Origin of the sequence: Paraburkholderia sp. GAS199 (genome assembly GCF_050436585.1) — a bacterium.
Lineage (GTDB): Bacteria > Pseudomonadota > Gammaproteobacteria > Burkholderiales > Burkholderiaceae > Paraburkholderia.
The window spans coordinates 177414-190457 of sequence record NZ_JBNDMM010000001.1 but is presented as its reverse complement, the minus strand read 5'-3'; the positions used below and the strand labels follow the sequence as shown (position 1 = coordinate 190457).

The window sequence follows — 13044 nt, the reverse complement described above, 5'->3', positions numbered from 1 at the left end:
AAAGGATAGCTAGTGGCGCAGCAACAGGACAAGCCGTCGCAAGTCGAGAACTGGGCATATCCGTTTCCTTTGAAGAATCCTGGTGCGCAGCCCGCTCCCGAAGACTATCTGAGCGCGCTCGGTGCATCGGAAGATGGTTTCTATCCACTCGGTGCGAACGGCCTTTGGCACGGTGGAATCCATTTCGGAAAAGGCACAGCTGGCAAGTTCGATCAGGACGCCGGCGTCAAGTGTATTGCAGATGGTGAAGTCGTCGCGTTTCGCGTCAATTCGAAGATGCAGGAACTCGCATATCCGGAAAGTCTCAAGGCTGGATACTCGAGCGGTTTCACGCTTGTGCGGCATCGGCTTGTATTGCCAAAGCCACCCGCGCCATCCACCCCACCCGCACAGCCAGCGGCGAATACGCCAAACGCTGCGCCGGCGCAGAACGCGAGCACACCTGCCGAAGACGTTCTGACGTTTTTCAGCCTTTATATGCACACGCTGTCGCTCGATGGTTACGGAACGTCGAAGGCGCTGCCCGCCTACTACGGCGCGACCGACATTTACACGGTGGGCAACAAGGCAAACGATCCTCGCAAGAACGCGGCCGGTTCCGAGGATCACAGCCAGCCTGGCCTGCGCGTGCGAGCGTCGCATACGGCCGGTAGCGCAGTGATAGGTTGGCTGGCGCGCGATACGAAGATCAAGGTCGGCCAGAAGCACGGCTCATGGGGCAAGATCGCGAGTTTTGTGTCGGGTACGGTTCAGTCGTATCAGGAGGGCGCCGCCTTGCCAGCGGATGCCGCAACAGGATGGGTCTTTTTGGGCGAACTGGACAAGCAAAGCCAGCCGTCTGCAGTGGATCAGATCCACGTCCTGCCGAAGCCTCACGCGATCGCCGCAGGCGAGACGATTGCGCTTGTCGGCGAGTATCAGCGGCTCGTGGAAGCGCGGGCGCATCACACCTTGCCACCCAAACAAGGTGAACGACCACTGCTCCACGTCGAGGTTTATACGGGCGACGATATCAACGCCTTCATTTCGCGCAGCCGCGCACGGGCGCAGCAACTCGATCCGAAAACCCGCAATCTCCTGCTGATTTCGAAAGGCGCAAAGCTGGTGCAACCGTCTGCGCCCAGTTCATCGATCCCGCATTCAGCAACTGTCAAGGACGCGCCGGGCTCGCCAGCAAGCGGTCCTTGGCGGAAGGTCCTGCAGGTAACCGCAAACGGACAGCCGATCAATAATCAGGCGCTCTGGATTGCACGTTCTGATACGCAAGGCAATCAGGATCGCCCGGCGTGGAGCCAGTTTCCCTTGACCCTCCAGGCGGCGGGCGGCGCGGCGGCAGCCTGGACGCGTGTGGTGAGTACCGCATCGGCGCAACGTTGCGTCGAAGCTGACAACAAGGCGTGGTACGCAGTGAGCATCGCCGACGAGAACAATGCCGAAGTCAACGGTTGGGTCTGCGATCACGGGCATCCTCTCGTTGAGCTGAAAAGTCCCTGGGATTGGCCGGGGTTCGATGTCCTGACTCTGCAGACGTCGGTTTCCGATATGTTTGCACGCGCGCTCTATATCGCAGACAGCGGCACGCCGGACGAGATCGCGCAATTCGAGGGCTCATTCGCGAATGCGCGCTCCGACGAAACCATTCGCAAGCTTGAAGACGCGATCGACGCTCAGGGGCAACGCGATGGAAGGATCACTGCGCACGAATTGCAGATGGCGCTCGGCAAACCCTGGCTCGCGGATCGGATCGATCATCTGATCGTGCGATACGAAAGTGAATGGGGCGGGGAGATGAGCAAGTGGGATGCGCTCGATTCGCATATGCATGCAGGGCTGCCTGTGTGGCAGGCGGAGAAGACGCGAATTGATGTGCTGCGATTTTGGAGTGGGATCAGCGGTGTGACTGGATGGCCAACGAGCGCGAACGTTTATCACGTGCATCCTCTTGGTCTTGTGGGGAATTTCTTTAATCCCGACGCTTGTGCTTGCGGCTGCTGCATGTCCGTCACCGGAACACGATACAAGGCAGATGCCCACACCTATTGGTACGGCCCGCAGCATACAGGTACGATTTCGTTAGGTGCGTGCGCTGCGTTGGCTACGATGCGTGCTAGTGGGAAATTAAGCGAGACCGAGGACAAGATTCTCCGTGCGATGTCTCAGAATGAAGGCAAAGTGGATACGGTCCAGGCGATCGACAAAGCAATTATCAGCGCGGGGGCGATGCAGAAGACTATCCGTGGCGCGCAGAGTCGGGGCGAGTTAGCCACTCAGATCGCTGCTTTTCGCGACGCGTATCCTGCCGAGTATGAACAGTATTTTTCCGGTTGCGGCTGGACCGTCACCGGTTCAGGTAGCGATGCTTCGCTCGGTTATTCGCATTCGACATTTACGAATGGCAGCCGGATCGTTGGCGACGATCTCTACACCGCGCTGCGGCGCGATTGTTCGCTTGCAACTTTCGGCAAACCAGTAAAGTGCCCACCTGTTGCGTCGATGGCGCATGCTGTATCGTCGCCGCAGTATCAGGAACTGCAGGTCAAGGACTTCATCGATCGTCTCAATCACGCGATTGGCAAGAGTCTTAGTGGCTATTCCTATCAGATCAAGGACTATCTTCAATCGCCGCTTGGCCGCGCAACCGTCCTGGATCAGGACGTGAATGCGCCGGGTGCGACGGCAAACAGCATGAAAGCCTCGCTGGATCGATTTTTCCAAAACAATCCGCATGTGTCTCGCAATCCCAATGAGTGGGGGGCGAACAGGCCTGCTTACGAAACCAGCATTTTGCACGACTATGGCCCATCACGCTTCATGGCACAGGTCAACGGACAGTCAGTCGCACCGGGGCGATATGATCATCTGGTTAATGCGCTGGGAATGCCAAACTGAAAAACGCGACTTCTGAATTCATGAAAGCTAATACTCCACCGTATCGAACCCGCTCTCCTCGCATACAGGCTGTACGTATCGGCGCGGCCATTGCTGCGATTTTGGTGCTAACCGGCGGTACAGTCGAATTGGCTGTCGCCGCTGCTCCGCCGTCCACACTCCGTTTCGGATTGCCGGGCGGAGGCTCAATTCTGTATGGCAAGGCCACGAACCCTCAAGCCCCGTTATCCCAGCGTGCATGGCAGGAGGCCATATTCCATTTCCCGAACGGCGCAACATTCAGCGTATTGCCAAAAGCTGGCGAATCGATCTCGCCCAGTCTGGTAATGGAGCCTCCGAATGACAGCAATATCTCGCCATCCGGCCAATATATCGTTATTGGACGAATCGAGTCGGGATCAGTTTCGTCGAAGCCCGGGCAAGCCGAGTCCGATGCGAGCCGGGAATACTGTTCCACCATCGAGATTCGCACGGGGTGCATTACAGCTGATCAAGCTGGTGAGATATGCGGAGCGGGCTGGCAGACGGGCCAATCCGCTCAGTGGGGAACCGACGACCAGACGAACCTGATGTTGAAGGACGACCGTCCATCGGCCAGCAGACTGATGCGGTTTATCGGCGCTGGCCAACCACCGAGGTCACTCATTAGCAACGATTCGGGCGCCGACAATCTCCTGCGTTGCGACCCACCGTCAGCGGTCAATCGGGGAGCGTACCAGGGGATTGCGGCCGCGTTGCATGCCGCAGGTGCGCAAAACGATGCGCGACTGATTGACGACGCGTTTGCAAAGGCGGGTATTGGCACAACCGGTAAATCGGTTTTGTCCACCGAAGCAACGGGTCATCTCATGGCAACCATATCGGTGCAAAGAGCGACACTTTATAACGCCCCGGATGATGCCAGCGCGGGACGCGCCTATCTGGTCAAAAACGATAGAGTATCGGTATTGAAGCAGTCGCCGTCCGGTTGGGCCTATGTGGACTACGGCAACGCTTCTGGCAAGCATCTGCTTCGTTGGATCAAATCCGATCAACTGACGATCGAGCCGTAATGTGCTCCGTAATCTGAGCGAGATATACGACACGACTCGTATTGTTAGCGTCCGAATTACAGACATTCAGGCAAACATGTTGCACACCGATTCGGCCCGATACGGGATCAAAAACGCTATTCAAGCGTCCGCCGATTGGGTGTCCGCTGTCGAGCAATCTCATTGTCCGTTTCGGGTCGAAATTGCCCATTCACTGAAGCCAACAGCGGTCGTTCACCCTTGCCTTTGTTGACAGGTATGCAACGAGCCGCCGTCGTTTACGTGTAGATAAATAGTCGCCATCAATGGTCGATCACGGGCAAAGTTCAAGACGGTGAGGAGGGCGGCGGACCGGGCAGGGATGCGGTCAATCAACATAAGCGCTCGGAAGCAATCGCCGCCAGCATGACACCGTCGCCATTGTCCGCGCAGTTCGCGAATCCTCCTCGGGTTTTTCGAGGCAGCTGCTCGGGGTGGCTGCGGCGCTTGCACAGCACCTCGCAGCATCGTGTCAACGACCCTTTGAGATTATTGACCGATATCATCGACGGAACGCGTGCCGGATGGAGGTTGAGAGTGGTGAGCGTAGCGAAGGGTTTGAGGCGTGGCTGAACGCGTTGGGGTGGACTTGTGACAGTGGCTCTTACTCCATTCGAAGTGGCAGCTCTTCGGTCACAGTCCCAAGAATGATGTTTGTAGTTCTGTCAAATCCCGATGAGCCGCAGCGCATTCATCGCGCGGCGTCTGTCCGGAACCGATCGAAAAAGCCGCGCCTGGTGTCGGTGCGCTGAATTTTCGTCGACGAATCGATATAAATGTCCACGCGACTATACGGCGACTTGATGTTCACGCCGTCCCGGCTCGCGAAAGGCAGGCTGACTTCGGTCCATGAGTCGGATGCGGGAAACATGGGCATAAAGAATTTCTCCGTCTGACCCGGCGCCAGTTCACCGCGCGTAATTGCGTCGTTCTCGTTGAGGAGAAATGCGACCGGCTTTTGTGCATCCGCGGAGTAATGCAGCACGATTGCGGGGCGCGAAAAGAACCACGCGACCAACGCAAGAATGCATTGCAGACCAATCCATTTGAGTAATCGTACGGGCATTTTTTCGGTGATGCGCAGTGGTGCGTAGTTAATCACGTTAGGCCGGGTGAGAGCACTGATGTGGCCGCTTGGCGGCGTCGCTGCCCGCGCCCCACGGCATGGGAACGGCGGATATTTTGCGGAGCAAGAGATCGGTCGTCAATGCGTCCGGTTTGGCGGCTGCGTAAAGGTCGATGCCGAGTTGGATTGAAATATGATCGGGCACGTCGTCGGCGCTGCTCGGCCACGAGCCGTTTTGAGGGTGATTCTGTTTGGACGGAATCGGTGCGCCAGTGCCAATGCTGCGCAGCCGTGCATGTCGTTCAGCGTCGAGACAAGCGGACAGCTGGCGGAGGTTTTGTCGCCATGCAACACCTTACACTGTCCGCTCGGCAGCGTCGAGTTGTTCGCGCCCGCCACGACGTGGCAGCGTTTCGCGCACGACATCGTGGCACCGTCGAACGAGACATGCTGCCCGTGACTGCTGAAGGTGGGATCGCCCTGAGTGACAGTTGCGCCGCACGCTGCCTTGTCACCTTCGCGTATCCATCCGCGCACTTTCATAGCGAAGTTATTTGCCAGGGCAGGTATAAAAGAACATTTCTACGCCGCGCAGCGACAATGGGCGCTCGTCTTTCACAAACGAAAGCGAGAACCCCTGGAGCCGTTGCGACATTGCGCATGCGCCGCGCGGCAACTGATAGTTGACCTGCTGCACGCATTCGTTCTTCGGAAATTTTTTCGACGTGGTCAGATTGTCGACCGATGGCGTACCGCCGCGCAATTGCCCTTTCATATAAGTAAAGTCGGGTTTCTCAAATGCGAAGTTCGAAAACAGCTCCTTGTGATCGATCATCGTGCGCACGAGCCAGTCCACTTTTTCGCCAGCCGGCTTATGGTTTTTCTCGAGATCGACGCCGGCTTGCACGTTCGTGAGCAATTCAAATTTGCTTTTGTCCGCGTACTTTTTGAATGCATCGGCATCGGGAAAGTGCGCGAAAAAAATCTCCTGCACGCTTTGCAGGTCGGCAGATGTGAAGCAGATATTCTGCGGTACGGCGAACGCGGAATGGCTTGCGCAAACGAGGGCGAGCGCGAAAGCTGCGGCGATCGGCCTGATTGCTGATTTAGCGTGTTCCATGACCTTTGGGATCTTTGATGTGATGTAGTTTATTGAGTTCTGCGGCGTTCGCATCCGGTAGTTGCACGCCCTTTTTTATCTCTTCCTGCGCGTAGGGCAGATAGGTGAGAGGAACATGGAACCCGTGTATGGACACTTGGTGAAATCGGTAAAATCGATCGTGCCGCCGAAGGTTTCGTGTCCGCCCTGGTTGCCACCGAGTACCACGAGTCTCTTCTTCGAATCGTACCGTAGACAAACATCATGTGGCCAGGATTTCCGAGCAAGGCGATGCAACCGTATACCGCTTCCTTAATCTCCAGAAAGCTCGGGTCGTCGACAAATTTGCGCGCGCGATGCCGGTCTTCGGCCCTGGCCACCATCTTGCGGCGATCCTGCAGCATCACCCAGTTAACGAACGCAGCGCAATATGCGTTCTTGCTGCCGCTCAGCGTTTTTATCCAGTTTTTTCATCGACGAGATCGTGCTATTTCGTGATTTCGGTCTGCGTGATATGCATTGTCATCGGCGCTAACTACTTCAAGTCGCAGGGCGTCGACACCTCAATTGCCAATGACCCTAACTACCCATTTACGGGCGGTATCCGCTGAATCCAGATCGCTGTCAAATCGCGAAGCAATCGGTGCAGATGCATCTACGGCTTGGAGGCTTTGACGTGGCATTCAAAATCTGCTTCATCCAATCGGGCTTCTGACGTGCCCAGTGACGGGATTCATGCCAGGCACAGTGATCTCGCAGATCGATAGTTCGCATGGGTATTGACTGTGTTGGGCGACCGCTCTGGAGAAAGCCGAAGGTCCCTTCAGGGGCGATCACGGTCCGCTGCGTTGGGCGGTAGTCGGCCAGTCAGACTGGTCGTCCATGCAACCAGGCGGATGCCTGATGGGCTGCTTTCCGTCAACGCCTGGTCGTTCGTCGGATCAGGATCCCGGGTAGGCAAATTTTTCAGTAATTTCTGTCTTGACAGAAATTACTGAAGTCGATAGATTTGCCACATGAAACTTACACCTGTCGCTGAACGATTTATCCTGCATTGGGGCGAAATGGGCTCGCGGTGGGGCGTTAATCGCACCGTTGCCCAGATCCACGCTTTGCTCTATCTGCTCGGACGTCCGGTCGCCGCCGAGGAAATCGCCGACACACTGGGCGTCGCGCGTTCGAACGTAAGCACCAGCCTGAAGGAATTACAGGCGTGGCGTCTTGCAAAAGTCGTTCACGTGATGGGCGACAGGCGCGACCACTTTGAAACATCAACCGACATCTGGGAATTGTTCAAGTTGATCGTCGAAGGGCGGCGTCAGCGCGAAATCGATCCAACGCTGACCATGCTGCGCGACAGCCTCATGGACCCTGGACTGGCGAAAGAAAGCAAGGAAGTGGAGCAACGACTGTCTGACACGCTGGCGTTTCTGGAAACGCTAACGACCTGGTCCGACGAGATGTTGCGTCTGAAGCCCGATACGTTGATGAAGACATTGGGGGTGGGCGCGAAGATCAGCCGGGCAGTCAGGCGGAAGTCGAACTGATATTCAATGTGCGGGCCGATGGTCCGCTTTTTTTGGCCATCATATTTCTGTTTATACAGAAATAACAGTAAAGGAGAAAGAAATGAAGGCGATTCTGCTGATGGTTTTTCAGTTCGCGGGGCCCGTGCTGGTCGGGCTTTCGATAACGCACTATCTGCGCGCGGTGACAGTCCGGTTGCTGACCGACGTGTGCGGAACCCCCGACCGCGCGGAATTCTGGGCACGGATTGCGGCGGTACTGATGGTGTGCATGCCACTTGCGCTCGTACTGGTTGTCGCGACCAGCCCGATGAGATGCGTGACCAGTGATGTCGTGTGCGAAGACGTCGTCGTTCGGCAAACCTTCCTTGCCACGCTGCTGGGCTCGCTGTTCTCCGTCGCGTCGGTAGCGCTGGTAATCGGGCGATATCTCCCTCGCGCCAGAACTTCTGGCGAAGTGCAACCGGCCGTGGAGGCGACGTGAACGTTCTTATCTGCGGAGCGCATGGGTTCATCGGTGCCGCACTGTGTGAGCGGCTCGAAAAGAGTGGACATACGGTGATAAGAGGCGTGCGGCATGCCGTCGAAAAAAATGAATTAGAGGTCGACTACACCCGCGACCGCGAAGCGATGCAATGGGACGCTTTGCTGCAAGGCGTCGATGCCGTGATTAACGCCGTGGGCATACTCATAGAAAATCGCCTGCAGACCTTCGACGAGGTCCACTCGAAAGCACCGATTGCTCTGTTCGATGCCTGCAGTCGACTGCGTATTCGGCGCGTCATCCAGGTCTCCGCGCTTGGGGCGCAATGCGGCGCGACGCCATACTTTAAAAGCAAGCGTGCCGCGGACGACTATCTGCAATCGCTCCCTGTCAGTTCGTGGATCGTGAGGCCCGCGCTGGTTTATGGATCGTCGGGGGCGTCGGCTGCATTCTTTCGCATGCTCGCAAGTCTGCCGGTTCATCCGCTGCCTGCGGGTGGCCATCAACGGCTTCGTCCGGTTCACGTGGACGATCTGACGGAAGCGGTCGAGCGCCTGCTCGAGGCGGACGCCGGCGACCAGCGTGTGGTTGATGTGGTCGGCGGCGAAGAGGTCGAATACCGCGAAATGCTGGCGATCTATCGACGGTCGCTAGGTCTTGGCCGATTCTGCCAGATGTCGATTCCCGCCTGGTTGATTGGCGTCGGTGCCGCGTTGCTCGATCGCATACCGGGATCGATGCTGACCCGCGACACGTGGCGCATGCTGCAAGCAGGCAGCACTGCCGACGCTTCCGCGACGGCAACCTTACTCAAACGGCCACCACGAAGCCTTCGCACGTTTATCGATAGAGATGCAGCAGACTTGCTTCATCGAGCGCTCAGTTCCTGGCGATGCATCCTGCTAAGGAGCGTGCTCGCATTCGTATGGATCTGGACGGCAGTGTCGAGCGTCTTTCTCTACCCTCGTGACGAGAGCCTCGCGTTGCTTGCGCGCGCCTATCTGCACGGGACCAATGCGATCGTGGCGTTCTGGCTGGCAGCGGCGATCGATTTTGTCTTTGGTGCGCTGACGATGATCAAGCCGGGACGTTTGCTCTGGCTGTCACAAACGGCATTGATCGTCACTTACTCGCTGATTATCGCTGTCACGATGCCCGAAATTCTGTGGCATCCGTTCGGCCCCGTTCTAAAAAACCTGCCCATTCTCGCCATTTTGCTGATTCTGTTCAGCGAGGATACGTCGCGATGAACCTCTACCTTGCGATCAAGACGCTTCACATTCTGTCTTCGGTGCTACTCGTTGGGACAGGCTTTGGGTCCGCGTTCTACCTTTATTTCGCGCACCGCACCCGGTCGATTGCCGTTATCGCCCCGGTGACCAGACTGGTCGTACGCGCGGACTGGTGGTTCACCACGCCGGCCGGACTGTTTCAACCACTGTCCGGCTTCTGGCTGGCGCATGCCGCAGGATGGGCATGGAAGAGTCCGTGGATTGTTGCGGCGGTCGTCCTTTATGGTGTCGCTGGAATGTGCTGGTTACCCGTGGTGTGGCTGCAGATCGAGCTGACCAGGATGGCGCGCGTAGCGTCTGAAAGCCACCTGACTGAATTGCCCGAGCGCTACTGGCGATTCGCAAAATTGTGGGAGGGACTGGGCTACCCGGCTTTCCTGGCAATGGTGATGATCTATTTTCTGATGGTATTTAAACCTGCTTGACTTTCTGCTTACATCTGCGCTCAAGCCGCGCTTCAAACGGCGGCCACACACCCGTCCGCTGTCACCTGAATGCCTGCGATTACCATGAAAGCCGTCATTGGAGTTCGAAATGTATGGCTGACGGCAATGGGTCGGAACCGGTCAACCGTGTCGCCACAAGACACCTCGCCGAGAAACGAGATCTGCCACGAAGCGCCGAGCTTGCAACGGCTTCGAGCGCTGCTCCCTAAATCATCGCTAACCGCCGTCGGCCGCTGGATTTACTCCACGGAGTACCGTTCACTGGCCGGCTCGTATTCTGCAGCCTGCGCAGGTCGCCCTTATCTATATCCGCCTTGACGACCTAAGAAACATTCCGAGCTGGTTGACTCTCGAAGAGTCTCTGCTTCGTCTGAGGACTTTCTATTTCCCACGGACGGGAAATAAGTTGTGGATGCCACGCCTGATTTGCCGTCACTCGCTTTCGGTCCCTGTCCAAAAACCTTCGTTTGCTGCAGCAAGGACAGTGGTCCACGACCAGCGGCATTCCCTGCACCGCGCGCCGCCAGCAAAAAACCAAATATAAGTGTTTACCCTCCACCCATTGCCAACAACCTATCGATATACCGATAATATTCTCATGGATGTGAAAACAGCAGTACGCGTCTTCGACGTGATCAACCTCTTTGCCGAAGTCCGGCAGCCGATGATCTACAGCGAAATTGCGCGCCGAACCGAGATCCCGCTATCGAGCTGCCACGCGCTGTTGCAGACGATGGTGGCCAAAGGCTATCTGTACGCGCCGGGCGTGAAGGCCGGCTATTACCCGACGCAGCGGCTGCTGCATGTTGCGCGTGACATCTGTAGCGAAGACCCGTTGATCCTGACGTTCCAGCCGCTACTCACCGCGCTGCGGGACGCCACCAACGAAACGGCCGCCCTCGCCACGCTGGCAGGCAACCGCGTGGTGTACCTCGATGTCATGGAATCGCGGCAGAAGATTCGCTATAGCGACGAGCCGGGCGGGTTCATGTACGTGCATGCAAGCGCGGCAGGTAAGGCGCTCGCGGGAGCGCTCGCAACGGACGGGCGCCGCAAGCTGCTCGATGCCTGCGAACCGTTTCCCGCGCTAACTGACGGCTCGATCGTCGAGCGCAAGGCGCTGGAGCGCGAGATTGAACAGGGCGTGACGAATGGCTGGCATCGCTCGACGGGCGAAAACGTGGAAGACGTCGCCGGCCTCGCGCGCGGCTTCCTGATCCACGGCGAAGCGTTCGCGCTCGTCATCGGCGCGCCGAAAGCGCGGCTGCTGAGGAATGAACAGAACGCAGTGAAGGCTTTGCTCGATGTGTACGGACAGATCCCGCAGGTACTGTTGACCTGAGGGGCGACAAACCGGGCGAAAGCGCGGCTTGATAAAAGGAAAGTAGCAATGCGTTGGAAGAACAGGCCGCAGGGGTCCAACTGGGGCGATTTCGGGGCGAATGACCAGCTTGGCCGGCCGAATCTGATTGGTCCCGAGCAAGTACTGCGCGGCGCGCGCGAGATTCAGGCGGGACTGAGTTTTTCATTGTCGCTGCCACTCGATTATCCAGGTGACAACAAGCTGAATGTCCGTCGTCATCCGCCCGTTTTGCGGCCGACGTTTCGTGACGGACTGCCATATGTGAACTTCCCATTCGCGCGTCACGAAGCGGGCGCCACCGATGTCGTCAGTGATGACCAGGTACTGTTGTCGCTGCAGTACTCGACACAATGGGATTCGCTTGCGCACGTGGGCGCGCGTTTCGATGCGGATGGTGACGGCGTTGCGGAGAGCGTGTACTACAACGGCTACCGCGCGAATCAGGACATCGTTGGGCCCATGGAGTATCGGCAGGATGACGGTTTTGCGCCGCATGCATGCGGCGGCGAGCACAGTCATGCAGACGTGCTCGGCATCGAGAATCTCGCTGTCAAAGGCATGCAGGGCCGGGGCGTACTGGTCGACTTTGCCGCGCATTTCGGCCGCGAATTCCGCAACCTTGGTTACGACGACCTGATGCATGTCATGGAGAAAGATGGCATCGAGATCGAGCGCGGCGACATGCTCGTGTTGCGCACAGGCTTTTCCGAACTGCTGCTCGAAATGAATCGTCAACCTGATGAAGCCGTGCTGAATAGCCAGTGCGGCGCGCTGGATGGACGCGATGAACGGCTGTTGCAATGGATTAGCGACTCGGGCATCGCGGCGCTCGCTGCCGATAACTACGCGGTCGAACGATTCCCTGCGCTCGCGCCCGCCACGCCGGGCGAGCATCCGCTGATGCCCTTGCATCACCACTGCCTCTTCAAACTCGGTTTGCCGCTCGGCGAACTCTGGTATCTGCGCGATCTCGCGTCATGGCTGCGAGAGCACAAGCGCTCACGCTTCATGCTGACGGCGCCGCCGTTGCGCCTGCCGGGTGCGATGGGTTCGCCCGTCACGCCTGTCGCCACCGTCTGATTTTCATTGCACAACGAACACAAGAAATGGCCAAGGAACGAGTTCTTATTACGGGTGGCGCGGCCGGTATTGGCGCGGCATGTGCGGCACGTTGCGCAGCGGACGGGTACGAGCCCGTGGTGATCGACCGCGTGGGCGACGGCATCATCGCGGATTTGTCGGACATCGACGCAACGGCCCACGCGCTGGAGCGCGCGCTGCAAGATGGACCGATCACGCGCCTGATCAACAACGTTGGCGTAGTCGTGCCGGCCGATGCGGAAAAGCAGACGCTCGACGAACTCGAGCGCGCATGGGCGCTCAACGTGCGCTGCGCGCAGCAGTGCATGCAGGCATTGCTGCCGGGTATGAAGCAGGCGGGCTTTGGCCGCATCGTCAATATGTCGTCGCGTGCGGCGCTCGGCAAGGAATTGCGTACCGCGTATTCGGCGACCAAAGCCGCACTGATCGGCATGACGCGCGTGTGGGCGCTCGAACTGGGCGCTTTCGGCGTGACCGCCAATGCAATCGGTCCGGGCCCGATTAGAACCGAGCTGTTTGACCGCGCGAATCCGCCCGATGCGCCGCGCACCCAAGCCATCATCGATGCGGTGCCCGTCAAGCGCGTCGGCACGCCTGACGACGTCGCGCACGCCGCTTCCTATCTGCTCGATGTGCGCAGCGGCTTCGTCACGGGGCAAGTGTTGTACGTGTGCGGCGGTATGACGGTCGGCGTCGCGGGAGTGTGAG

Annotated in this window: 12 protein-coding genes; 10 read left to right on the top strand and 2 right to left on the bottom strand. The window is 58.1% G+C overall.

Annotation, left to right across the window (positions count from 1 at the left end; translation table 11 throughout):
- Positions 1-12 precede the first annotated feature (12 nt).
- Positions 13-2889 (top strand): SH3 domain-containing protein, encoded by a 2877-nt coding sequence (locus tag P3T18_RS00790; RefSeq protein WP_429298002.1) that lies wholly within the window; start codon positions 13-15, stop codon positions 2887-2889.
- Between the two features lie 20 nt (positions 2890-2909).
- Complete coding sequence (locus P3T18_RS00785) at positions 2910-3941, top strand: hypothetical protein (RefSeq protein ID WP_429298001.1); 1032 nt, start codon at positions 2910-2912, stop codon at positions 3939-3941.
- 1222 nt (positions 3942-5163) lie between these two features.
- On the opposite strand, the gene P3T18_RS00780 is transcribed toward P3T18_RS00785, so the two are convergent.
- Together P3T18_RS00780 and P3T18_RS00775 are read right to left on the bottom strand one after the other, a co-directional pair.
- Positions 5164-5568, bottom strand: coding sequence for a PAAR domain-containing protein (locus tag P3T18_RS00780; protein WP_429298000.1), 405 nt, complete (start codon positions 5566-5568; stop codon positions 5164-5166).
- Between the two features lie 7 nt (positions 5569-5575).
- The gene (locus tag P3T18_RS00775; protein WP_429297999.1) at positions 5576-6199 is read right to left on the bottom strand and encodes a hypothetical protein; all 624 of its coding nucleotides are present in this window, start codon (positions 6197-6199) and stop codon (positions 5576-5578) included.
- A gap of 191 nt (positions 6200-6390) precedes the next feature.
- Here P3T18_RS00775 and P3T18_RS00770 point away from each other — a divergent pair, with 191 nt between their 5' ends.
- The 8 genes from P3T18_RS00770 to P3T18_RS00735 all read left to right on the top strand — a co-directional run bounded on the left by P3T18_RS00770 (position 6391) and on the right by P3T18_RS00735 (position 13043).
- Complete coding sequence (locus P3T18_RS00770) at positions 6391-6735, top strand: hypothetical protein (RefSeq protein ID WP_429297998.1); 345 nt, start codon at positions 6391-6393, stop codon at positions 6733-6735.
- A 405-nt stretch (positions 6736-7140) separates the two neighbouring features.
- Positions 7141-7671 (top strand): GbsR/MarR family transcriptional regulator, encoded by a 531-nt coding sequence (locus tag P3T18_RS00765; protein ID WP_429297997.1) that lies wholly within the window; start codon positions 7141-7143, stop codon positions 7669-7671.
- 82 nt (positions 7672-7753) lie between these two features.
- Positions 7754-8134 carry a hypothetical protein gene (locus P3T18_RS00760; protein WP_429297996.1) on the top strand — a complete coding sequence of 127 codons (381 nt, stop codon included), beginning with the start codon at positions 7754-7756 and terminating at the stop codon, positions 8132-8134.
- The gene (locus tag P3T18_RS00755; protein ID WP_429297995.1) at positions 8131-9384 is read left to right on the top strand and encodes an SDR family oxidoreductase; all 1254 of its coding nucleotides are present in this window, start codon (positions 8131-8133) and stop codon (positions 9382-9384) included. The genes P3T18_RS00760 and P3T18_RS00755 overlap by 4 nt, the downstream gene beginning before the upstream one ends.
- Positions 9381-9851, top strand: a complete 471-nt coding sequence (locus tag P3T18_RS00750) for a DUF2269 family protein (protein ID WP_429297994.1) — start codon at positions 9381-9383, stop codon at positions 9849-9851. Before P3T18_RS00755 ends, P3T18_RS00750 begins: the two co-directional genes overlap by 4 nt.
- A gap of 619 nt (positions 9852-10470) precedes the next feature.
- A complete protein-coding gene (locus tag P3T18_RS00745) occupies positions 10471-11214 on the top strand; it encodes an IclR family transcriptional regulator (protein WP_429297993.1) in 744 nt (247 codons plus the stop codon).
- 48 nt (positions 11215-11262) lie between these two features.
- Positions 11263-12315 carry a cyclase family protein gene (locus P3T18_RS00740; protein ID WP_429297992.1) on the top strand — a complete coding sequence of 351 codons (1053 nt, stop codon included), beginning with the start codon at positions 11263-11265 and terminating at the stop codon, positions 12313-12315.
- Between the two features lie 26 nt (positions 12316-12341).
- Entirely contained in the window at positions 12342-13043 is a 702-nt protein-coding gene (locus tag P3T18_RS00735) for an SDR family oxidoreductase (RefSeq protein WP_429297991.1), read from the top strand.
- Position 13044 lies beyond the last annotated feature (1 nt).